This window comes from Nocardioides sp. SRI_004 (assembly GCF_057586415.1).
Genome location: NZ_JBYCZV010000001.1, coordinates 353,731 through 376,411, shown reverse-complemented (window position 1 = coordinate 376,411; position 22,681 = coordinate 353,731). Strand labels below are relative to the sequence as shown.

Genomic DNA, 22,681 nt, shown 5'->3' with positions numbered 1-22,681 from the left:
ACCCTACTTGGAGGGGTTTTGATCTATCCCCAAAGGGATAGTGACGCCCGTCACTGGGTCATCCGGGGGCGACGTTCTCCGGAACCCGGTCCTGGACGGCGGCGCGGCGCTCGGATCCGATGATCAGGACCACGGCGCCGATCACGGCGCCGCCGCCGATCAAGACGCCCACGCCGATCGGCTCGGCGAGCACCAGCCAGCCGAGGAAGACCGCCACCACCGGGTTCACGTAGGCGTGGGTCGCCGTCAAGGAGAGCGGCACGTTCGCCAGCAGCCACGCGAAGGCCAGGAAGGCCATGACCGAGCACGCCACGACCAGCCAGCCCAGCGCCAGCCACCCCCGGAGGGAGTAGTCGAAGCTGAGCTGCTCCCCCGTCGCGAACGCCAGTGTCGTGGACGTACCGGCCGCGACGAGCTGCTGGTACGCCGCGACCGTGACGATGTCATCGGGAACGGTCAGCCGGCCCTGCAGGAACGAACCGAGAGTCCAGCTGATGCTCGCCGCCAGGCAGAAGAGCGCGGCGACGAGGGGGACGGCCTCCCCCGTGCTCTGGCCGAGGCCGACCAGGGCGACCAGCCCGGCGAATCCGATGCCGACCCCCACCAGGGTTGCTCCCGGAGGGCGGTCGCCGGTCGCCAGCCGGATCAGGACGGCCCAGGCCGGCACGGTGGCGACGATCAGTGCCGCCACCCCCGAGGGCAGCCCGCCGACCTGGGCCAGCGCCTGGAAGCCGTTGCCCAGCCCCAGGAGCAGCACGCCCGTGATCAGCAGACCGAGCGCCTCGGCACGGGTCACCCGGAGCACCGACCAGCCGCTGCGAGCGGCCGCGATGCCGGCCAGGACCAGCCCGGCGACGACGTAGCGCTGGGCCATCGCCTGGAACGGATCGACCTCCTCGACCACCAACCGGATCGCGAGGTAGACCGAGCCCCAGAGCAGCCACACGGCCGCCATGCAGAGCACCAGCCGGGACCGGCCCGCGCCCCGCGCCGGCTCGGCCCCGCCGACCGGTGTCACGCGAAGTCGGGCGCGCGCTTCGCCACGAACGCGGCGATGCCTTCCGCGGCCTCGCCGTTCTCGAACAGGCCCTGTTCCTGCGCACGCTCGTAGGCGATGCCCTCCGCGAGCGGCATCGCGAAGGCGGCATCGACGGTCCGTACGACCGCCAGCTGCGCCGGCAGCGACGATGGCACCAGCTCGCCGGCGAGCTCGAGGGCGGCCTTCAGGACGTCTCCATCGGTGAGTCGTTCGACCAGCCCGATCCGCAGCGCCTCGTCGGCCTCCACCTGCCGGGCCGTGAGCATGATGTCGAGCGCCCGACCACGCCCGACGAGCTGGGTCAGCCGCTGCGTACCCCCCGCGCCGGGGATCAGGCCGAGCTTGACCTCGGGGAGACCGAGCTTGGCGCGCGGGCCCGCGACGCGGAGCGTGCAGGCCATGGCGAGTTCCAGGCCGCCGCCGAGCGCAAGGCCGTCGATCGCGGCGATCGAGAGCCACTGCGACGCGGCCAAACGGTCGTTGACGGCGCGCATCTTGTCGCCGTACGCCAGGAAGGAGTCCGCGTCGATCGTCGACATGTGCTTGATGTCGGCGCCTGCGGCGAAGAATCCGTCCCGCGCCGAGGTGATGACCATGACCTTCACGTCGCCTGCCTGCTCGGCGGCATCGATCGCCGCGTGCAGGCCGTCCAGGATCGGGATGCCGAGCGCGTTGGCCGGCGGCCGGTCCATGGTCACGACGACCACGCCTGGCGACTCGTTGGCCCAGGTGACGACAGGGGTCTCAGACATGGTTCCTTCTCGGGGTTCTCGGTGGTACACGGTCAGGGACGACGGGGGAAGCGGGCGAAGTCGGGGGTGCGACGGGCCTTGAAGGATTCGCGCCCCTCCTGGGCCTCCTCGGTGCCGTAGAAGAGCAGGTTGGCGTCGTGCGCCAGCTGCTGGATCCCGGCGTAGCCGTCCTCGTGGGCGTGGAAGCTCAGCTTCGACATGCGCAGCGCACGGGGCGAGAGCTCGAGCATCTCCCGGCACCAGCGGACGGTCTCCCGCTCCAGGTCGGCGAGGGGGACGACGGTGTTGACCAGCCCCATCTCGAGGGCCTGGCGGGCGTCGTACTGGCGGCAGAGGAACCAGATCTCCTTGGCCTTCTTCGGCCCGACCAGGTCCGAGAGGATGCTCGACCCGTACCCGCCGTCGAAGGAACCGACCTTCGGACCCACCTGCCCGAAGACCGCGTTGTCGGCAGCGATCGTCAGGTCGCACACGAGGTGCAGGACGTGCCCCCCGCCGATCGCGTAGCCGGCCACCATCGCGACGATCGGCTTGGGGCAGCGGCGCATCGCGACGTGCAGGTCGGTCACGTGGAAGCGGCCGGTCGCGTTGGCGTCGAGCTGGTAGCCGCTGTCGCCCCGTACCCGCTGGTCGCCGCCCGAGCAGAACGCCTTGTCCCCCGCACCGGTCAGGATGATCGCGCCGACGGACTCGTCCTCGCGCGCCGCCATGAGGGCGCGGTCGACCTCGACGAGCGTCTGGGGCCGGAACGCGTTGTGGACCTCGGGGCGGTTGATCGTGATCTTGGCGATCCCGTCCCTCGAGGTCTCGTAGACGATGTCGTCGTACTGACCGCCGGGGGTCCAGTCGATGCTCGGTGTGCTGCCATCCATCGGCACTTCTCTCCTTTCGGCGCATACGTCGTGCGGGTTCACGGGCCGGGGACCGGCGCCGCCCCGACGCGAGGGTGCCGACCCCCATCGGCTGATCTCGCGAGCGGCGGCGCCGGGACCGCGGGCGCCGGGGTCAGCAGCGCCGCGATCGTTCCCCGTAGGGCCTTGTCGTGTCCGTCAGGCCATCGTGAGGCCGCCGCTGACGGACAGCGTCTGGCCGGTGACGAAGCCGGCACCGTCGGAGGCGAAGAAGGAGACGGCCGGGCCCACGTCCTCGGGCGTGCCGAGCCGCTTCATCGGAACGGCACTGGTCATGCCGGCGATCACCTTCTCGGCGTCGCCGCCGCCCGCACCGTCGGCGAACTTGCGCAGGGCCGGCGTGTCCGTCGGGCCGGGACAGACCGTGTTGGCGGTGACGCCCTTGCGGGCGACCTCGCGGGCCAGGGTCTTGGTGAAGGCGATGATGCCGCCCTTGGCGCCCGAGTACACCGCCTCCATCGACGAGCCGACGCGACCGGCGTCGGAGCCGATGTTGATGACGCGGCCGAAGCCGCGCTCCATCATGCCGGGCACGACCGCGTGGATGACGCGCAGCGCACCCTTGTAGTTGATGTCCAGGATCTTGTCCCAGAACTCCTCACTGGTGTTCACGAACGGCATGAAGTCGTCCCAGCCGGCGTTGTTCACGATGACCTCGATCGGACCGAGCTCGGCCTCGACGGCCGCGACAGCGGCATTCACGGACTCGGTCGAGGTCACGTCGACCTGCACGGCGATGGCCTCACCGCCCGCGGCGCTGATCTCCTTCGCCGTCTCCTCGGCCACCGCCAGGTTGAGGTCGGCGACGGCGACGCGGAAGCCGTCGCGGCCGAGCGTGGTGGCGATGCCCTTGCCGATGCCCTGGGCACCGCCGGTGACCAGTGCGACGCGGTTGCTCATTCTTCTTCTCCTTGAGTGGTGGGTCAGACGGCCGGGGACCAGATGACCGGTCCGGCGACGATCGAGTGGCTGGTGAGCTTGCGACCGAGGGTGCTCTGGGCATCGCGGGCCGCCTCGATGAGGCGGTCGAGGTCGAGACCGGTGTCGACACCCATCTCGTGGAACATCGACACCAGGTCCTCCGTGGCGATGTTGCCGGTCGAGCCCGCCGGGACCGGGCAGCCGCCCAGCTCGCCGAAGCTGGACTCGAAGCTGCGGCACCCGGCCTCGAGGGCGGCATACGCGTTGGCGAGGCCCTGGCCGCGGGTGTTGTGGAAGTGCGCGGTGATCTCGACGCCGGGCAGTCGCTCGACGGCGGCAGCGAAGAAGCGCGAGGCGTACGCCGGGTTGCACATGCCGGTCGTGTCGCCGAAGCCGAGCTCGGTGGCACCGGACTCCGCGAACTGCTCAGCCAGGTCGAGCACGCGGTCCATCGGGACCGCGCCCTCGAACGGACAGCCGAAGGACGTGGCGATGACGGCGCTGTAGCTGACGCCCTCTGCCACGATCCGCTTGCCCATGCCACGGACGTCGTCCATCGTCTCCTGGACGCTGCGATTGATGTTGCGCTTGTTGTGGGTCTCGCTGGCACTGACGAACAGTGCGATCTCCTCGAAGAGGTCGCGATGGGCCAGCGCGTTGTCCAGTCCCTTGCTGTTGGGGACCAGGACCATGCGCGACACGTCGTCGGGGACGTCGATGCCCTGGAGCACGGCCACTCCGTCGGACAGCTGCGGGATGACGTCGGGCCGTACGAAGCTGGCCACCTCGATGCGCTTCACCCCGGCCCGGCCGAGGGCGTTGATGAGTCGGATCTTGTCGTCGGTCGCGATGGTCTCGGGCTCGTTCTGGAACCCGTCGCGCGGCCCGACCTCGCGGATGTGGACGGTCCGGGTCTCATCCTGGGTGCTGTTCGGGAAGGTCGCGGTGGTCATCGGTTCTCCTGCTCTGCGAGGCTTCGTTGGAGGTCTTCACGGTGTTCGGGGGCGGCCACCTCGATCAGTCGCAACGCCCGCTCGGCGACCGTGCAGCCGGTCAGCATGGCGACACCGTGCTCGGTGACGACGGCGTCCACGTCGACGCGGGCGGTCGTGACGACGCCGCTGGCGAGGGTCGGGACGATGGTCGAGTGGGAGCGCTCCCCCGAACCGACGGTCGAGCGCAGCGCGATGATCGAGCGGGACCCGGTCAGCGACGCCGCCCTGCTGAAGTCGACCTGGCCGCCGACGGCGCCGATGTGGACGCCGCGGGCGAGCTCGGCCCCGACCTGGCCGAGCAGGTCGACCTCGATCGCCGAGTTGATCGACACCAGCGAGCGCAGGTCCGACAGCACCGCAGGCGCGTGGGTGTAGCTGGCCGCGCGGAACTCGATGGGGTGCTCGGCGATTCGCCGGTAGCCGTCCGCACTGCACAGCGCGGCTCCCGTCACCACCACCCCCGGGTCGATCTCCTTGCGCGCGCCGGTGATGACGCCCTTCTCGACCAGCGTGAGCACGCCGTCGGTGATCATCCCGCTGTGCAGGCCGAGGTCGGCGTGACCGGCCAGTGCGTCGAGGACGGCCGCCGGGAGCGCCCCGACGCCGATCTGGATGGTCGAGCCGTCCTCGACGATGCTGGCCACGTTGGCAGCGATGGCCCGGTCGACGGCGTCGGCCGGCTTGGACGGCGCCTCGCGCAACGGGCGATCGGTCTCGACCACCGCGGCGAAGGCCGACAGCGGGAGACGCGGTCCGCCCGCCGTCGCCGGCATCTGGTGGTTGATCTCGGCGATGAGGGTGCGCGTGTGCCGGAGTGCGTCGGCGACGTACTCGACCCCGGTGCCGAGCGTGACAGTGCCATCGGGGCCGGGCGCCGAGACCTGGACGAGCCCGACGTCGTTCGGCAGCTGTCCGGTGGCGAACATCCGCGGGATCGCGGAGTAGTGGCACGGGACCACGTCGAGCCGACCGTGCCGGCTGAGGCTGCGGAGCTGCCCGAGGCCGCCGTAGGACACCACCGTGAGCTTCTCGGGCAGGTCGCCCGACAGCCGCTCGTTCCACGTGAGACCGGAGAAGGCACGGATGGGACCGACCCGGTCGACGGCGTCGAGGACCTGGTTGACGAGGGGCTCGGGCTCGGCGCTGCCCTGCCCCCACCACACCCCGTCCCCGGGGTTCAGGAAGTCCGCGACGTCGAACATGGCGTCCTCAGACCCGCTGCACGAGGGTCGCCGTGCCGAGGCCGCCGCCGCAGCACATCGTCACGAGGCCGATCTCCACGTCGCGGCGCTCCATCTCGGCGAGCAGGGTCGCGAACAGGCGCGAGCCCGAGGCACCGACCGGGTGGCCGAGCGCGATGGCGCCGCCGTTGACGTTGACCCGGTCCATGTCGGGCTTGAGCTCGCGCTCCCACGCGAGGGCGACCGAGCTGAACGCCTCGTTGACCTCGAACAGGTCGATGTCGTCGATCGTCATGCCGTTGCGCTCGAGCAGCCTGCGGGTGGCCGGGATCGGACCGGTCAGCATGATCAGCGGGTCGACTCCGACCGTCGTCTGGTCGAGCACGCGGGCGCGCTTCGCGAGCCCGTGCCGCGCGACCGCGTCGTCCGAGGCCAGGAGCACGCCGGCAGCACCGTCGGTCAGCGGCGAGGACGACCCGGCGGTGACCGCTCCGGTCTCGGGACGGAAGATCGTCTTGAGGTCGGCCAGGCTCTCCAGGCTGGTACCCGGGCGGACGCTCTGGTCGCTGGTGCGGACCTCGCCGTCGATCTCCATCGGGATGATCTCGCGCTGGAACCGACCGGCCTCGATGGCCGCGGCGGCGAGCGCGTGGGAGCGCACGGCGAACTCATCCATCTCCCGCCGGGTGATCCCCCACTGATCGGCGATCCGCTCGGCGCTCTCGCCCATGGTCGGGAAGTCGTAGAGCTCCTTGAGCTCGGCGGGCCAGGCGGCGCCGTACAGTGCCTCGATCTTCACGACGGCGTCCATGGGGACGTGACCCATGTTCTCGACGCCGCCGGCGAGGACGAGGTCGTGGGTGCCGGAGGCGATCAGCGCCGCCGCCATCTCGACGGCGGTCTGGGCCGAACCGCACCGGCGGTCGAGGACCGTCGCCGGGACCTCGGCCGGGTAGCCCGCCTGAAGCCACGCGTTGCGTGCGACATTGCGGGACTGCTCGCCGAAGGGCGCCGTACAGCCGACGACGAGGTCCTCGACGTCGGCGGGAGCGACACCGGTGGCCTCGAGCAAGGCCGTGTAGACGGCGCCGAGCATGGCGTTGGGGTGCTGGTCGCGGAACCAGCCGCGCTCGGGGTGGGCCTTGCCCATCGGCGTGCGGAGGGCCTCGACGATCCAGGCGTCGCGTCCGGTCAGCGCCACGTCAGATCACCGTCCCGCCGTCGACGGCCAGGACCTGGCCGGTGATGTACGACGCCGCGTCGGAGGCGAAGAACACGAAGGTGCCCGCGATCTCCTCCGGGTCGGCCCAGCGGCCGAGGGGGATCCGGGCGAGGGTCATCTCGGCGAGCTTCTCGTTGCTGCGGATGTTCTCGGTCATGGTGGTCGCGGCCAGCGGCGCGACGGCGTTGACCGTGATGCTCTTGCGGGCGAGCTCCTTGGCCAGCGACTTGGTGACGCCGATGATCCCGGACTTCGCAGCGCTGTAGTTGACCTGACCGATGGTGCCGACAAGGCCCGCGGCCGACGTGACGTTGATGATCCGGCCGGTGCCGTCGGTGGCGAGGAAGGGCAGCGCGGCCTGGCTGACGGTGAAGGTGCCGCCGAGGTGGACGCCCACGACGAAGTCGAAGGCGTCCTTGTCCATCTTGGCGAACATGGCCGGCGCGATCGCACCCGCGTTGTTCACGAGCACGTGCAGCGTGCCGCCGGCGAGGTTCGCCGCCTGCTCGGCCGCGGCCGCGGCCGCCTCGGCATCGCGGACGTCGAGCGCCGCCGACTCCGCGCGACCCCCCGCCGCGACGATCTCGTCGGCGACCCGGGCGGCCGAGTCCTTGTCGAGGTCGGTGACCATCACGGCGGCACCGGCCCGGGCGTAGGCCTGGGCGACCGCCGCGCCGATGCCGTTGCCGGCACCCGTGAGGAGGGCGGACCGGCCGGTCAGGTCGAAGGGAGTGGTCATCAGTAGCTCCTGGGAAGTCCGAGCACGTGCTCGCCGAGGTAGTTGAGCACCATCTCCTGCGAGAGCGGGGCGATCCGGGTCAGGCGGGCCTCGCGGAAGTAGCGCGCCACGTGGTACTCCTCGGAGTACCCCATCCCGCCGTGCGTCTGCAGTGCCCGGTCGGCAGCCTGGAAGCCGGCATCGGCGCACAGGTACTTCGCCATGTTGGCCTCGCGAGCGCACGGCAGGCCGTTGTCGTAGGCCCACGTCGCCTTGCGCAGCACCAGTTCCGCGGCGTCGAGGCGCGCGAGCGAGTCGGCGAGGGGGAACTGCAGGCCCTGGTTCATCCCGATCGGACGGCCGAAGACCTCACGCTCGCTGGCGTAGCGGACGCCGCGGCGCAGCGCAGCTCGGCCGATGCCCAGCGCCTCGGCTGCCACCAGCATGCGCTCGGGGTTGAGCCCGTCGAGGATGTACTTGAAGCCCTGTCCCTCCTCGCCGATGCGGTGCTCCTCCGGGATCCGGAGGTCGTCGATGAAGAGCTCGTTGGACGTGATCGCGTTGCGTCCCATCTTCTTGATGGGGCGGATGTCGACGTGCGCCCGGTCGAGGTCGGTGAGGAAGAGGGTGAGCCCCTCGGTCTTCTTCGGGGAGTCCTCGAACTTCGCGGTCCGGGTCAGGAGGAGGATCTTCTCGGACTCGACGGCCTTGGAGATCCAGACCTTGCGGCCGTTGACGACGTAGTCGGAGCCGTCGCGCTTGGCGAAGGTCGTGATGCGCGTGGTGTCCAGGCCGGCACCCGGCTCGGTGACCCCGAAGCAGACGTGGAGGTCGCCGTTGACGATGCGCGGCAGGTTCTCCTTCTTCATCTCCTCGGACCCGTGCACGATCACCGGGTGCATCCCGAAGATCGACAGGTGCATCGAGCTCGCGCCGTTCATGCCCGCGCCGGACGCGGCGACCTCCTCCAGGAGGATCGAGGCCTCGGTGATCCCGAAGCCATGGCCGCCGTACTCCTCGGGCGTGGTGATGCCGAGCCAGCCGCCCTCCGCGAACGCGTTGTAGAACTCGGTCGGGAACTCGTGGTCCGCGTCCTTGTCCATCCAGTACTGGTCGTCGAACCGGGCAGCGAGCTCGGCGACCGCTTTGCGGATCGTCTGCTGGTCCTCGGTGAGTTCGAAATCCACGGTCGGTTCCGTCCTGATCGGGGTGGGTCCGAGAGATGCTCGGAGCAAGAATGGATCGACTATAACAAATGGTACGACCAATAACTAGACCAAGTCGAGGCGCTCGGCGATCCGCTCGTTCCACGCCGGCGCGGCCCCGAAGAGCTGTTCATCCAGGCGGGCGCGCTTGAAGTACAGGTGGAGGTCGTGCTCCCACGTGTAGCCGATCGCACCGTGCATCGTCAGCGCGCTGTCGGCCGCTCGCCCGGCCGCCGCGGTGACCTGGGACTTGACCGCGGCAGCATGCAGGGCCCGCTCGTCGTCGAGGCCGGCCACCGACGCCGCGGCGAAGTAGACGCCGGAGCGGCCCGCCTCGACGTCGACGAGGATCGTGGCGGCGGCATGCTTCACCGCCTGGAAGGACCCGATCGGTACACCGAACTGGTGCCGCTGGCCGCTGTACTCCACCGCGAGCTCGAGCATCCGCTCCATCGCACCCAACGCGTCGGCGGCGACCAGGACACCCGCGACGTCGGCGATCCGGGCCAGCACGGCGGCAGGGTCCACGTCGAGCCGCTCACCCGCGACACCGTCCAGACGGACGTCGGCGACGGACCGCGACCGGTCGAGCAGGCGCCGTGGCGTCAGGGTCACCCCGTCCGCAGACGCGTCCACGACGTGGAGACCGAGACCGTCGGGGCCGTTGGCGGGGACGACCAGCAACAAGGCCCGGTCGGCGCCCAGCACCCTCGGCACCTCGCCGTGCAGCCGGTTGTCGGCGCCGACGGTGAGCGTGGTCGCGGCGTCGGGCTGCGCCTCGGCGGCCACGGCCAGCGCCGCATGTCCGCCCCCGAGAGCGGTCTTGACGAGGTCCGCACGCCCCTCGATCGCGGGGACGGCCAGCATGGTGGCCAGCCAGGCCGAGCTCGGCGCAGCGGCGCGGGCCAGCTCCTCGGCGGTGATCGCCAGCTCGACGAGGCCTCCGCCCTGGCCGCCGATCTCCTCGGCGACGCCGACTCCGGCCATCCCGTCGCCGAGGAACCTCTCCTCGAAGGGCGTCGGATCCGTCGTACCACCGTCGGCGCCGAGCCACCCCCGGACCTGCTCGGATCCGGCGACATCGGCCAGCCAACCGCGCAGGGCCTCGCGGTAGGCCTCCTGCTCCTCAGAGAACTTCCACTGCATGGCGCTGCCTCTCCACTGTGAGTTGGTCCAGTCGGTGGCGCGCGTGATCACCGCGGCAAGATGTTCCGACTGTTAGTTTGGGTATGACCAAAGGGGCGGACTGATCCGCGAAGGAACGGGAAGACATGACTGACTCCACGGGCGCGGCGACCACCTCGGGCAGCATCCGGCACCCCGTCCAGCTGACGCCGATGCAGGTGCCGAAGGCCTCGGACGTGCTGGCCGACGACCTGCGCGAGCGGATCCTGCGCGGCGAGTTCCCCGAGGGCACCGCCCTTCCGCCCGAGCGCGAGCTCGTGGCGCAGACCCGGATGAGCCGCACCACCGTCCGCGAGGCGCTGCGCATCCTCGAGGTGCAGGGGCTGGTGCAGATCCGCACCGGGCGCGCGGGCGGAGCCTTCGTGCAGCGCCCGGGCGAGGAGTCGATCGCGAGCACGGTCAGCCTGCTCATCCGTGGCCGCCAGGTCCGCATGGCCGCACTGCTCGAGACCCGGGAGGCCGTCGAGCCCGCGTGCGCCCAGCTCGCGGCGAAGTACCGGACGGACGCCGACCTCGAGGCGCTCGACCGGGCCAACGACGCGATCGCAGCGGAGGGGTCCCTGGCCGAGTTCCTGCAGGCCAACGTCGACTGGCACGTCGCCGTCGCGGTGGCGTCGCACAACGAGCTGCTCACCGGCTTCATGGGCGCCTTGTCGCGGGCCATCTACGCCTCCACCGACAACCAGGGCTTCATCGACGCGACCGTGCGGCAGACGACCGTGCGCGCCCACCGGAGCATCACCGAGGCCATCCGCAAGCGCGACGCCGCGGCCGCCGTACGACGGATGTCGCGGCACGTCCACGAGTACGCCTCCGCCGTGCTCGAGGTGGAGGAGCGCACCGAGATCGACGTCCCGGGCGACTGAGCCCGCGACGCCGACAGCAGCCGGGAAGGCGCCTGCGAGCTCATCGCAGGTCCTTCACAAGCTCCCGGATCTCGTCGACGGCCTGCGGGTTCTCGGCGCCGGAGAGGTCACCGGGGTCCTTGTCCAGCACGGCGGCGCGGATCGCACGCCGCAGGATCTTGGCCGAGCGGGTCTTGGGCAGGCGCTCGACCCGCACCACCTGGCTCGGCGCGAAGGGCTTGCCGACGCCGTCGGCGACCAGCGTCCGGACCCGCCCTGCGACCACGGTCTCCTCGGCCGCGTCCTCGCGGGCGACGTAGAACACCCAGACGGCCTCGCCCTTGGTCGCGTCGGGGATCCCCACGACAGCCGACTCGGCGACGTCGGCGTCGACCGCGACGACCGACTCGATCTCGGCGGGCGCGACCCGCTTGCCAGCAACGTTCATGACGTCGTCGGAGCGACCGAGGATGAACCAGTCGCCCCGGTCGTCCACCAGCGCGAAGTCGCCGTGGCGCCAGAGTCCGTCGAAGGTCGACCAGTAGGCCTCGTGGTAGCGCGCCCCCTCGGCGTCGTCGTTCCAGATGCCGCGGGTCATCGACGGCCACGGCTGACGGCACACCAGCTCGCCGATCTCGCCGCGCACCGGCTCGGCCCTGTCATCGACGACATCGACGTCCATGCCCAGCGCCGGACCGCCGAGGGAGCAACTGCGGATCTCCTCGACGGGGTAGGGGCAGAGGAAGGAGCCGCCGACCTCGGTGCCGCCGGAGAAGTTGATGATCGGCACCCGGCTGCCGAAGACGTCGCGGGCCAGCCACTCGTAGGACTCCGGATCCCACGGCTCGCCGGTCGAGCCGAGCACCCGCACGCTGCTCAGGTCGTTGACGGGCAGGTCGCCTGCCGCCCGGAGCGTGCGGATGAGGGTCGGGCTGACGCCGAGCATCGAGACGCCGTGACGCTCGACGAGCTGCCAGAGCCGGCCCGTGTCCGGCACGTCGGGCGAGCCCTCGTAGAGGAGCAGGGTGCCGCCGGTGCCGTGGGTGCCGAAGATCGACAACGGACCCATGATCCAGCCCATGTCGGTGATCCAGCAGAAGGTCCGGCCGGGCGCCATCTCGAAGCCGTAGGCGACCTCGGAGGCCGTCTTCGTCACGAAGCCGGCGTGGGTGTGGACGGCGCCCTTCGGCTTGCCCGTCGTGCCGGAGGTGTAGGCCAGCAACAGCACGTCGGAGGCGTCCGTCTGCTCCACCACCGGGTCCGGCTCGTGCGCGAGCAGGTCGCCCCACGCGACCTCGCGCTCCTCGAGGGTCACCTGGTCGCCGAGGTTCTCGACGACCACGACCGTCTCGACGCTGGGGCAGTCCGCCAGCGCCGTACGGAGGGCGGGGAGCATCGTCGCCCGTTTGCGGCGGCGGATCGTGCCGTCGGCCGTGATGACCGCCTTCGCCTCGGCGTCCTGCACGCGACTGGCGATCGCCGGCGCCGCGAAGCCGGAGAACAGCGGGATGAGCATGGCCCCGAGGCTCGCGACGGCGTAGGTCGCCACCACGGCCTCGGGCGTCATTGGGAGGTAGATCGCGACGGCATCACCCTTCGTGATGCCGCGCGTCCGCAAACCGGCGCGCACCCGCGCGACCCGGTCGGCGAGCTCGGCGTACGTCAGTCGCGTGACGGTGCCGTCCTCGGCCTCGTGGACGACGGCGATCGCGTTGGGCGTCCGCTCGACCCACGCACCCAGGCACGCGTCCGTCGCATTGAGTCCGCCGCCGACGAACCACTCGGGCCACTTCACGCCGCGGCTCTGGTCGAGGACCGCCGAGTAGGGCCGGTGGAACGGGATCAGCAGATCCTCGACCACGGCCTCCCAGAACGTGCCGATGTCCGCGACGGACCGCGCACGGAGCTCGTCGACCGACTCGACGTCGAAGGTGCGCATCAGACGAGCGATGTTCGAGTTCGCCAGATAGTCGGCATCCGGCTGCCAGACATATGTCATGGGGGTCGCTCCTTCGGTCAGGCCCGCGGCATGCCGAGGATGCGCTCGGCCGCGATGTTGCGCTGGATGTAGGTCGAGCCCCCGGCGATCGCCGTGCCGCGACTCTGGTTGGCGAGGCGGAGCCACGCTCGGGTCGCTGCCAGCTCGTCGTCGTCCTCGTCGAGGTCGAACTGCCCGCCGAGCGGGGCGAGCGAGAGCCGGAAGTCGGCCAGGTCCTCGACGAGGGGGCAGAAGTAGAGCTTGCCGATCGAGGTCACCGGTCCCGGCGGCGCACCGGCTGCCGCGCCGGTGATGACGCGCTGGCTGATGGTCTTGTGGATCAGCGCGCGTGCCCACAGGTCCGCGACCTTCTGGCGGACCATCGGGTCCGCACCCAGCGGATGGCCCGCCGCGTCGGTCATCCCACGGACGTCCGAGACGATGTCGGCGACGGCCTTCGTCGTGTTGACACGACCGGTGGCGATGGCGACGCGCTCGAACGCCAGCGTGCCCATGGTGACCTTCCAGCCACCGTCGACGTCACCGACCACACAGTCGTCGGGGACGAAGACGTCGTCGAGGAAGACCTCGTTGAACTCGGCTTCGCCCAGCATGTGCTGCAGCGGCCGGACCGTCACGCCCTCGCTGTCCATCGGCAGCAGGAAGAAGGTGATGCCCTTGTGGCGCGCCTTGTCCGGATCGTTGCCCCCGGTTCGCGCGAGCAGGATCGCGTGCGCTGCGATCTGGGCGCGACTGGTCCAGATCTTCTGACCGGTCACCCGCCAGCCGCCGTCGACCTTGACGGCCTTGGTTCGCAGGCTCGCGAGGTCGGAGCCGGCACCGGGCTCGGAGAAGAGCTGGCACCAGATCTCCTCACCGGTGAGGATCGGCTGGAGGAGACGCTCCTTCTGCACCTCCGTCCCGAAGTGCGCGATCGTCGGCCCGCAGAAGTCCTCGCCGATGATGTTCAGCCGCTCCGGCGCGACGGCCAGGTCGCACTCCTCGCCGAAGATGGCCCGCATCCGCTCATCGAGGCCTTGGCCGCCATACGCGACGGGCCAGGTGAGGCCGGCCAGCCCGGCGTCGTACAGCATCCGCTGCCACTGCTGCCAGAACGGGACCTTGTCCTCCAGGCCCGCCGGCTCCGGCCACGGCAACTGCGGCAGGCTCTCCGCCAGCCATGCTCGGACCCGGGTCCGGAACGCCGCCTCCTCGGGAGCGTCGACGAGCTCCATCAGGCCACCCCCGCCCGCTCCAGCTTGTCCGCGATGTCGGCCCGGAGCACATGCTTCTGGACCTTCCCGGTCGCGGTCATGGGCAGCTCGGCAACGACCTCCAGCCGCTCCGGCACCTTCTGGATCGCCATGCCCTGTCCGATCAGGAACTCGCGGACGACCTCCAGGGTGAGCCCGGCGTGGCCCTCGCGCAGAACCACGTAGCAGCACACGCGCTCACCCAGCTTGCGGTCAGGCATGCCGACCAGCGCCACCGCCGCGACGGCAGGGTGCGTGGTCAGCGCGTCCTCGACCTGGCGGACGCTGATGTTCATCCCGCCGCGGATCACGATGTCCTTGGTCCGACCGGTGACGCGGACGTAGCCGTCCTCGTCCATCCGCCCGAGGTCGCCCGACAGGTGGAAGCCGTCAGCGGTGTAGCCGGCCGCGGTCTGCTCAGGCTGGCCGATGTACTCCAGGCAGTTCATCGCGCCGCGGTAGGCGATGTCGCCCTCCTCGCCGCGCGGCACCTCGTTGCCGCTCTCGTCGACGATCCGCACCTCCTGCAGCGGAAGCGCCTTGCCGTCCGAGGTGACGGAGCGCTCGGGGTCGTCGTCGATGGTGCACATCGTGGTGGTGATGTTCTCGGTGCGGCCGTAGAGGCTGAGGACCGCCATCCCCGGGAGGGCGGCGCGGGCGGTCTCGACGAAGCTGCCCGGGATCGGCGCCCCGGCCGAGGTCCAGAAGCGCATGGTGCTGGCGTCGTGGACCTCGGGGTCGTGGACGTCGAGCACCATCTGGAGGAAGGTCGTCGCGCTCACGCAGGCGGTGCACCCGAACTTCCGGATCCGCTCGAGGCCCTCCTTGGGCTCCCACTGCTCCATCAGGTGCGACGCAGCGCCGTGGACGAGCGGCAGCAGGTAGCTCGTGACCAGGCCGGTCGTGTGGGTCACCGGCGACGGTCCGAACTGCACGTCCTCCTCGGTGTAGGCCCAGCCACGTCCGAGCAGGCGGGCACCGCAGGCCATGGTGTTGAAGGTGTGGAGGCAGCCCTTGGGGCGCGAGGTCGTGCCCGAGCTGAAGACGATGACGAAGGGCTCGTCCGGGCCGACCCCGGCGCCGATCTCGGCGTCCGCGGCATCGACCTCGAGCTCGACCGGGACGTCGTCGTACGCGACGGCACCGACAGGCAGCGCGCCGTCGGGGCGCAGCACGATGACGGTCTCCAGCGTGGCGCTCGACGCGGCGAGCTCCGTGAACATCCGGGCGTGGTCGAACTTGCGATAGGTCAGCGCCGTGAAGGCGGCCTTGGCGCCGGCCGTCTCGACGATGAAGCCGACCTCGTCGTCGCGATAGATCGGCATGACCGGCACGATCACGGCACCGATCCGGGCGACGGCTGCCGCGATGACGAAGAACTCGGTCCAGCTCGGCATCTGCACCACGACCCGGTCGCCGGGGCCGATCCCGCGGCGCCGCAGGCCGACGGCCAGCGCCCGCGCGCGGTCCCGCAGCTCGGCGTAGGTGACGGCGGTGGTGGCGTCGGTGCCGAACACCTTCCCCGGTCGTACGGCGGCCTGCGCCTCGACGATCCCGAACAGCGTGTCCTGCGTCCAGAGGCCCTGGTCGTAGTAGCGCGCGATCTCGTCGTCGCTGTAGCGGTCGTGCACCGTGGCCAGCGCCATGGCAGCTCCTCGGGTGATCTGGTTCGGAGGCTCGACGACGTGACAACCGTCGCTCGATACTGGTCCCGAGATTACAATGGTCAGACCGAATAGGCAACGGGCTCGCGATGCGCCGCGATCAGTCCTCGCGGGCGCCGATCGTGAGGCGGAGGTACTGCGAGATCGCCTCCGCGCGATTCTCGACGCGGAGCTTGCGCAGGATCTGCTTGACATGGGACTTCACCGTGCCGGTGGCGATCACCAGCCGCTGGGCGATCCGGTCGTTGGTCGCACCGGTCGCCATCAGCGCCAGCACCTCCAGCTCGCGGCCCGTCAGCACCTCCTCGAGGAAAGTGGAGCGCTCGTCCTGGACGACCGGCCGGACCGGGCGGCTGACGCCCACCGCGGTCGCCTCGCCACGCGTGACGAGGTCGATCGTGCTGGTCGCGAGCTCGTCCAGTACCTGCTCGACGCTCCGCATCGCGTCCATGACCTGGGCGCGCTGCTCGCGGAGCCGGTCGAGCAGCACGGCCCGCTCGAAGATCTGGGCGAACCCGATGGCGAAGAACCACAGGATGTCGCGGTCGAGGTCGACCATCTCGGCGCCGCCGTTGTCGGCGTGGAGCAGTCCGATGACCCGCTCGCCGGCGAGGATGGGTGCGGCGACGTACGACGCCAGGCCGGACGCCCGCGCCATCGGCTTGTAGACCCGGGGATCGTCCGACGCGCGGACCACGATCGCGGGTTCGCGGTCGCGCACCAGCTCGCTCTCGAGGAGCATGTCCGAGAGCTGGATCGTCGGCACGGCACGGATCCAGTCGCGGAACGCCAGCTCGTCGGGTCCGATGTGGCCGGCCCAGCTGCGCCACGGCCGCCAGGACTCGTCGTCGACCCTCGACAGCATCACGCGGTCGAAGCCGCCCGCGACGCCCGCCGAGGCGCAGACCGTCTCGAGCAGCTCGTCCTGGTCGGTCACCCCGCGCAGCCGGCTCAGCTCGCGGTCGAGCTGGTCGAGCCGACGCAGTCGCTCGTGCCCCAGGTGGTCGTGGATGGCGAACCGAACGGTGTGTATCTCGTGCAGGACCTGACTCACGTCAGCCACCTCCTTGGGCCTGGCGACCCGATCCGGATCGACGAGGCACTCGCGCATGATGCCGCCGAGGATGGCCAGCTGCCCGTCGAGCGTGCGCAGCTCGGTGGACGGCGGGTGGGCCACCTCGTCGGCGTAGTCGTCGTGGTCGAGCACGGCGAGCTCCCAGAGCAAGCCGACCGCGCTCGCGTGGGCGGCCCTCCCCCGCTCGACCAGGGCAGCCCGTCGCCGGGCCGATGCAGCGCTACCGGACTCCATGGAACCCACCTGCCTCATCGCGACCCTGAAGGCGGCTCGCGACTGCGTGAACGATCGTTCCGTCCGATGGTAGCCTGCCGTGGTGCCGCGTGACCGACGGATCCTCGATGCCGCGGCCGTGGCATTCCACGAGAAGGGCTTCCACGGCGTCGGCATGGACGAGCTCGGCGTCCGCGCCGGCCTCAGCGGACCGTCGCTCTACCGGTACTTCGCCGGCAAGGACGAGATCCTCGCCCGGCTCCTTGACGAGGCGATGGACGAGCTCCTGGCCGCCACGCGGCCGGTCGACCCGGATCCCGTCGCCGACCTGGAGCGCGCCCTGCGCCACCACGTCGGGTTCGCCCTCGCCAACCGGCCGCTGGTGACGCTCTACCAGCGCGAGGTCCGCTCGCTCGTCGAGCCGTGGGCCACCGCCTTCACCCGACGCCGGCGGCAGTACACGCGAGCCTGGGAGAAGCTCGTCTCCCAGGCCCGGCCCGACCTCGACGACGCCACCCGCGACGCGACGACCCAGGGCTGCCTCGGCCTGGTGTTCTCCGTGGCGAGCTGGCCCGATCGCACGCTGACGACGCCCGGCGTCGCCGACGTGATCATGGAGCTCGCCCTGCACGGTCTGTCCCGGGCGGGTTCAGCGACCTGAGCCGAAGTTCCACATGCCGGCCGCGATCCGGCGGTACTGCAGCTCGTCGGAGCCCTCGGTGATGCGGTAGCGACGGTGGTGCCGGTAGATGTGCTCGAACGGGTAGTGACGGCTGTATCCCACGCCCCCGTGGACCTGCATCGCCCGGTCGGCCGCGTCGCAGGCGAGCCGGTTGCCACGGACGTTGACCATCGAGACCTTGTCGCTGACGGCAGTCTTGCCGTGGACGTCCATCTCCCACGCCACCTTCATGATGGTGTTGCGCAGGAGCTCCGCCTCGGTCTGCAGCTCGACGAGCTGCCACTGCACGCCCTGGTAGTCCCGCATTGCCTTCCCGAACAGATGCCGCTCCTCGGTGTAGGCGACCGCCTGGTCGATGCAGAACTGGGCCGCGCCGAGTGAGCTGGCCGCCTGCCGGATCCGGTTCTCGTGCACGAAGAGCTGCGCGCAGTCGAGACCGCGCCCCTCCTCGCCGACCATCGCCGCCCCGGGGACGCGGACCCCGTTGAGGCGCACCTCTGCGTGGTCGGTCGGCATGTTGAAGGTCCACCAGTAGAACGGCACCTCGAAGCCCGGGGCGTTCGTCGGCACCAGGAAGGCCGAGATCCCCTCGGCCTTGCCGTCCTCGCCGCTCGTCCGGGCGAATACGAGGTCGACCTCCGACACGTCGACCACGCTGTTCCAGCGCTTGGCGCCGGTGATGACCCAGTCGTTACCGTCGCGCACGGCACGGGTCTCGAGCCAGGTCGCATCGCTGCCGTGGTTCGGCTCGGTCAGGCCGAACGCCATCTCCATGTCGCCGGCGACCAGGCGGTCGAGGTACTGCTCCTTCTGCTCCGGGGTCCCGTACTCGTGCAGGACCAGCGCGAGCGGCAGGTTGGCGACCATCGACGCCTCGTGGCTGAGCTCGGCGTGCAGGCCCGGGCCGCGGTGCGCGAGGTGCTCGCGGATCAGGGCCATCGCGACGTTCGAGCCGTCCTGGCCGCCGAGCGCCTTCGGCAGCGGGTAGCGGTAGAAGCCCGCCTGGTCGGCGAGCACCCGTGCCTCGTGCATGATCTCGCGCCAGCGGCGGGTGGGGATTCCGCCGCGGTCGACGTCGGTGCGGCTGAACTCGCGCCGGTGATCGAAGTACTCGGGGTTGGCCTCCTCGATCGGCTTGATCCTGGTGTCGATGAAGTCGTCGAGATCGGCGAGGAACGTCGTGACGTCCTCCGGGATCGACCAGTCCATGTCGCCCTCCTGGGTGGGGCCCGCGTACGGGCGTCGGCGGTGCCGCTGCTGGTGCGGTCACCGGATGCGACGACGCTAGGTGCGCGGACCCGCGCCGTCCGGATGGTCGCGAGCAGCAGGCTGTGGAGATCTCCAGCCCCTCTCCGCAGGTGGATCGCGGGGGCCGTCGGCACCGGTGACGATGCGGACATGAGAATCCTCAACAGCGTGGACGAGCTGCGGGCCCTCGTGGGCGAGCGCCTCGGCACCAGCTCGTGGCATGCCATCACCCAGGAGCGCATCCAGGCGTTCGCGGACGCCACCGAGGACTGGGAGCGGATCCACGTCGACCCGGACCGTGCAACCGCGAGCCCCTTCGGCGTGACCATCGCGCACGGCCTCTTCACGCTGTCCCTCGGGCCGAAGTTCCAGTACGAGATCTTCGAGATGAACGGGCACTCGCTGGCCCTCAACTACGGCTACGAGAAGGTCCGCTGGATCTCTCCCGTGAAGGTCGGGTCCCGACTCCGGATGACCCAGGACCTGATCGCCGCCGAGCCGCTCGAGGGCGGCTCCAAGTTCCGCACCCGCCAGACCTTCGAGATCGAGGGACAGGACAAGCCCGCCTGCGTGGCCGAGTCCCTCTTCGCCTACTTCGACTGAGGAGAACCACCATGCGCGCTGTCGTCGTCGAGACCCTCGACGGTCCCCGTTCCGCCGTCGTCAAGGACATCCCCGCGCCGGTCGGCGCCCACCCCCGCGCCGGCGGCCGACGCGTGCTGGTGGACGTCCACGCCGTCGGGCTGTCCTTCATCGACCCGCTCCAGACCTGGGGGCGCTACCAGGGCGGGGTCCCGGCGCCGTACGTGTGCGGGTCGGAGGTGTCCGGCATCGTCGCCGAAGCACCCGAGGACTCCTGGCTCGAGGTCGGCGACCGGATCTCCGGCATCGTCTGGCAGGGAGCCATGGCCGAGCAGGCGCTCGCCATCGACGACTTCGTCGTCCGCATCCCCGACTCGATGTCGTACGCCGAGGGCGCGGGCATCTACATGAACTACGCCACCGCCTGGTACGCCCTCGACCGCGCAGGGGCCCAGCCGGGCGAGACCGTGCTGGTCACCGGCGCAGCCGGAGGTGTGGGCACGTGCGTGCTCGATCTGGGCCCGGCCTTCGGCGTCTCCACCATCGCCCTGGTCTCGAGCGACGCGAAGGCCGAGATGGCGCGCGCGGCGGGCGCCACCCACGTCGGACGGACCGACGGGGACTGGCTCGCCGAGGTCCGTGAGCTCACGGACGGCCGTGGCGTCGAGGTCTTCGTCGACATGGTCGGCGGCGACCAGTTCCTCGACACGGTGCGCTCGCTGCGCATCGGCGGCCGCGGCGTCATCGTGGGCTTCGCCGGTGGCTCGATTCCCGAGCTGAGGATGAACCGGCTGCTCCTGCGCAACCTCACCCTCACCGGCATCACGATGGACGTGATGGAGACCGAGCACCCCGGCACCCTCGCCCGCGTACGACGCGGTGTCCAGGAGCTGCTCGACGCGGGCCGCCTCACGCCGGCGATCGGCGCCACCTACCCCCTGGACCGGGCGGCCGACGCCCTCGCCGCGCTCGACGAGCGGACCGCGGTCGGCAAGGTCGTGGTCGAGGTCCGCTGACGGGACCGGTCGGCGGCTCAGCCGCGGTCGAGCGCGGCGTGTCCCGCTGCGAGCACCTCGCCCAGGTGCCGATCCGCCGCCACCAGCTTCGGGTCCGGAGCCGCAAGCTTGCGTTCACGCTTCCAGATCACGGCGATCGTCGAGGCCGTCTTGTAATAGCAGACGGCGAGGAACCACTCGAGGTCCGCCGCGGTCGCCTCCAGCTCGTGCTCCCCGGCCCCCAAGGCGCGGCGGCGCTCTGCGTACGCCTGCCACACCTGCTCCCGGGTCGGCAGCTGCCCGCCTGCCCGAAGGTCGGCGTCGGGACGGCGCTCGTGGAAGACATGGGCGGGCTCGAGGTGCATCAGGAGCCAGGCCAGGTCGGACCGCGGGTCGCCGACCGACCAGATCTCCCAGTCGATGACTGCGGCGAGGCGCGGGCCGTCGAACAGCATGTTGGCCAACCGGTAGTCCCCGTGCAGCAGGCGTGACGCGATGCCGGTCGGGATCCGCTCCGCCAGCCGGGCGGCAAGCTTCTCGTGGCCCGGGGCGATGTCGGCGTCGACCGTGTCGAACAGCCGCTGCCAGCGCTCCAGCTCGGCGCCGACGGCCGACGCCGGCTCGCCCCCGAGGCCGAGCCGCTCCGGTGTCACGGACTGGAGTGTGGCGAGGACCCGGGCCGCGACCAGCACCCGCTCCGCGACGACCTCCGGCTCCGGCGGCACGGCAGTGACGTCGAGCAGCGGCTCGTAGGACTCACCCGGACACAATGACATCGCGAACAGGGGCGGCACCTCCGGCGGGGTTCCCTGGTCCTCGAACAGCACGTCGGGCACGGGGAACTCGGCCAGGCGGCCGAGCGCACGCAGCACCTTCGCCTGGCGCAGGACGTCGCGGTTGCGGACCGGTGCGAGGCCGGCCGGTGCGACCTTGAGCACCACCGGCTGGTCCGCGCGGTCGCCGACGAGGGTCGAGGCGTAGGTCAGGCTCGACACCCCGCCCTCGAGCCGGCGCAGCCCGCGCAGCTCCACGTCCGGCGTTCGGTGCCGGGCAGCGGCGGTGGCGCGGTCGAGCAGTCCGTCGAGGTCGTTGGTCTCCACGGATCCACTCTGGGTCGCGGCGACCTCGCGGACAACGACCCCACCCCGGCCTGGTGGAGAGGCCCACAGCCACCCACCGGCGTACGGTCGAACGCGGGCCGGGCACGGAACAGACTCCGACCATGACTGATGCGGAGAACCCCTTCACGAGCGACGCCTGGCGCGACCGGTTCCGGCTCGACGGCAAGGTCGCGGTCGTCACCGGAGCCTCCAGCGGGCTCGGCGTCGCCATCGCCCAGGGCATGGCCGCCGCCGGCGCCGACGTCGCGATCGGCGCGCGCCGTCTCGCGATGCTCGACGAGACCCGTGCCCTCGTCGAGGGGCTCGGGCGACGCTGCATCGCCGTGGAGACCGACGTGACCTCGGTCGAGCACTGTGACCGCCTCGTCGCTGCAGCCGTCGACGAGCTCGGCGGCTGCGACGTCCTCGTCAACAACGCCGGCATCGGCGGCGACTACAACGCCGCGACCGAGGACCCGCCCGAGCACTTCCGCTCGGTGGTGGACGTCAACCTGTTCGGCTCGTACTGGATGGCCCAGGCCGCCGGTCGGGTGATGCCGCCGGGCAGCTCCGTCGTCAACATCTCCAGCGTGATGGCGGTGACCACGGCGAAGATGCCCGCCGCCGGCTACAGCGCCGCCAAGGCCGGCGTTCTCGGGATGACCCGCGACCTCGCGGCCCAGTGGGGCCCGCGCGGCATCCGGGTGAACGCGATCCTGCCGGGCGTCTTCCTCACCGAAGCCACCGCCAACTACAGCCCCCGCTACCAGCAGGCGATCATCGACGCACGGGTCCCGGCGGGGCGTCTCGGCGAGCCGGTCGAGATCGCGAGCACCGCCGTCTACCTGGCGTCGGACGCATCGTCGTACGTCACCGGTGTCGGCGTACCGGTCGACGGCGGCGTGCTGCTGCTCTGA

At 70.9% G+C, this 22,681-nt stretch carries 21 protein-coding genes; 5 read left to right on the top strand and 16 right to left on the bottom strand.

The genetic code is table 11. The features are described from left to right. Positions 1–58 precede the first annotated feature (58 nt). From AC2YHB_RS01865 to AC2YHB_RS01820, 10 genes are all read right to left on the bottom strand, one after another. Positions 59–1,018, bottom strand: a complete 960-nt coding sequence (locus tag AC2YHB_RS01865) for an EamA family transporter (protein ID WP_487353344.1) — start codon at positions 1,016–1,018, stop codon at positions 59–61. Continuing rightward, positions 1,015–1,791 (bottom strand): enoyl-CoA hydratase/isomerase family protein, encoded by a 777-nt coding sequence (locus AC2YHB_RS01860; protein ID WP_487353343.1) that lies wholly within the window; start codon positions 1,789–1,791, stop codon positions 1,015–1,017. The genes AC2YHB_RS01865 and AC2YHB_RS01860 overlap by 4 nt, the downstream gene beginning before the upstream one ends. 32 nt (positions 1,792–1,823) lie before the next feature. Continuing rightward, positions 1,824–2,663 (bottom strand): 1,4-dihydroxy-2-naphthoyl-CoA synthase, encoded by an 840-nt coding sequence (gene menB, locus AC2YHB_RS01855; protein ID WP_487353342.1) that lies wholly within the window; start codon positions 2,661–2,663, stop codon positions 1,824–1,826. Between the two features lie 177 nt (positions 2,664–2,840). Further along, entirely contained in the window at positions 2,841–3,602 is a 762-nt protein-coding gene (locus tag AC2YHB_RS01850) for an SDR family NAD(P)-dependent oxidoreductase (protein ID WP_487353341.1), read from the bottom strand. Positions 3,603–3,625: 23 nt separating this feature from the next. Next, positions 3,626–4,576 carry a hydroxymethylglutaryl-CoA lyase gene (locus AC2YHB_RS01845; RefSeq protein WP_487353340.1) on the bottom strand — a complete coding sequence of 317 codons (951 nt, stop codon included), beginning with the start codon at positions 4,574–4,576 and terminating at the stop codon, positions 3,626–3,628. Continuing rightward, a complete protein-coding gene (locus AC2YHB_RS01840) occupies positions 4,573–5,820 on the bottom strand; it encodes an acetyl-CoA hydrolase/transferase family protein (RefSeq protein WP_487353339.1) in 1,248 nt (415 codons plus the stop codon). Before AC2YHB_RS01840 ends, AC2YHB_RS01845 begins: the two co-directional genes overlap by 4 nt. Before the next feature lie 7 nt (positions 5,821–5,827). Continuing rightward, positions 5,828–7,000, bottom strand: coding sequence for a thiolase family protein (locus AC2YHB_RS01835; protein ID WP_487353338.1), 1,173 nt, complete (start codon positions 6,998–7,000; stop codon positions 5,828–5,830). A gap of 1 nt (position 7,001) precedes the next feature. Continuing rightward, positions 7,002–7,760 (bottom strand): SDR family NAD(P)-dependent oxidoreductase, encoded by a 759-nt coding sequence (locus tag AC2YHB_RS01830; RefSeq protein ID WP_487353337.1) that lies wholly within the window; start codon positions 7,758–7,760, stop codon positions 7,002–7,004. After that, a complete protein-coding gene (locus AC2YHB_RS01825) occupies positions 7,760–8,926 on the bottom strand; it encodes an acyl-CoA dehydrogenase family protein (RefSeq protein ID WP_487353336.1) in 1,167 nt (388 codons plus the stop codon). Before AC2YHB_RS01825 ends, AC2YHB_RS01830 begins: the two co-directional genes overlap by 1 nt. A gap of 84 nt (positions 8,927–9,010) precedes the next feature. Further along, the gene (locus tag AC2YHB_RS01820) at positions 9,011–10,090 is read right to left on the bottom strand and encodes an acyl-CoA dehydrogenase family protein (RefSeq protein WP_487353335.1); all 1,080 of its coding nucleotides are present in this window, start codon (positions 10,088–10,090) and stop codon (positions 9,011–9,013) included. A 125-nt stretch (positions 10,091–10,215) separates the two neighbouring features. On the opposite strand from AC2YHB_RS01820, the gene AC2YHB_RS01815 reads away from it, so the two are divergent. Then, positions 10,216–10,995 (top strand): FadR/GntR family transcriptional regulator, encoded by a 780-nt coding sequence (locus AC2YHB_RS01815; RefSeq protein ID WP_487353334.1) that lies wholly within the window; start codon positions 10,216–10,218, stop codon positions 10,993–10,995. Between the two features lie 40 nt (positions 10,996–11,035). Here AC2YHB_RS01815 and AC2YHB_RS01810 read toward each other — a convergent pair whose 3' ends face one another. From AC2YHB_RS01810 to AC2YHB_RS01795, 4 genes are all read right to left on the bottom strand, one after another. Then, positions 11,036–12,973: an AMP-binding protein gene (locus AC2YHB_RS01810; protein ID WP_487353333.1), complete on the bottom strand. Its 1,938-nt coding sequence runs from the start codon at positions 12,971–12,973 to the stop codon at positions 11,036–11,038. A gap of 17 nt (positions 12,974–12,990) precedes the next feature. Continuing rightward, positions 12,991–14,187 (bottom strand): acyl-CoA dehydrogenase family protein, encoded by a 1,197-nt coding sequence (locus AC2YHB_RS01805; RefSeq protein ID WP_487353332.1) that lies wholly within the window; start codon positions 14,185–14,187, stop codon positions 12,991–12,993. Then, on the bottom strand, positions 14,187–15,851 hold the full coding sequence (locus tag AC2YHB_RS01800; RefSeq protein WP_487353331.1) for an AMP-binding protein: 1,665 nt from the start codon (positions 15,849–15,851) through the stop codon (positions 14,187–14,189). The genes AC2YHB_RS01805 and AC2YHB_RS01800 overlap by 1 nt, the downstream gene beginning before the upstream one ends. Before the next feature lie 118 nt (positions 15,852–15,969). Beyond that, on the bottom strand, positions 15,970–17,178 hold the full coding sequence (locus AC2YHB_RS01795) for a LuxR C-terminal-related transcriptional regulator (RefSeq protein ID WP_487353330.1): 1,209 nt from the start codon (positions 17,176–17,178) through the stop codon (positions 15,970–15,972). 82 nt (positions 17,179–17,260) lie between these two features. Between AC2YHB_RS01795 and AC2YHB_RS01790 the strand changes: the two genes are divergently transcribed. After that, positions 17,261–17,818 (top strand): TetR/AcrR family transcriptional regulator, encoded by a 558-nt coding sequence (locus AC2YHB_RS01790; protein WP_487353329.1) that lies wholly within the window; start codon positions 17,261–17,263, stop codon positions 17,816–17,818. Here the strand turns inward: AC2YHB_RS01790 and AC2YHB_RS01785 are convergent. Next, positions 17,807–19,048: an acyl-CoA dehydrogenase family protein gene (locus tag AC2YHB_RS01785; RefSeq protein ID WP_487353328.1), complete on the bottom strand. Its 1,242-nt coding sequence runs from the start codon at positions 19,046–19,048 to the stop codon at positions 17,807–17,809. The genes AC2YHB_RS01790 and AC2YHB_RS01785 overlap by 12 nt on opposite strands. 189 nt (positions 19,049–19,237) lie before the next feature. Between AC2YHB_RS01785 and AC2YHB_RS01780 the strand changes: the two genes are divergently transcribed. Both AC2YHB_RS01780 and AC2YHB_RS01775 read left to right on the top strand, forming a co-directional pair. Beyond that, complete coding sequence (locus AC2YHB_RS01780) at positions 19,238–19,690, top strand: MaoC family dehydratase (RefSeq protein WP_487353327.1); 453 nt, start codon at positions 19,238–19,240, stop codon at positions 19,688–19,690. 11 nt (positions 19,691–19,701) lie between these two features. Beyond that, the gene (locus AC2YHB_RS01775) at positions 19,702–20,685 is read left to right on the top strand and encodes an NADPH:quinone oxidoreductase family protein (protein WP_487353326.1); all 984 of its coding nucleotides are present in this window, start codon (positions 19,702–19,704) and stop codon (positions 20,683–20,685) included. A 17-nt stretch (positions 20,686–20,702) separates the two neighbouring features. On the opposite strand, the gene AC2YHB_RS01770 is transcribed toward AC2YHB_RS01775, so the two are convergent. Beyond that, complete coding sequence (locus AC2YHB_RS01770; protein ID WP_487353325.1) at positions 20,703–21,764, bottom strand: phosphotransferase family protein; 1,062 nt, start codon at positions 21,762–21,764, stop codon at positions 20,703–20,705. 122 nt (positions 21,765–21,886) lie between these two features. Here AC2YHB_RS01770 and AC2YHB_RS01765 point away from each other — a divergent pair, with 122 nt between their 5' ends. Then, a complete protein-coding gene (locus tag AC2YHB_RS01765; protein ID WP_487353324.1) occupies positions 21,887–22,681 on the top strand; it encodes an SDR family NAD(P)-dependent oxidoreductase in 795 nt (264 codons plus the stop codon).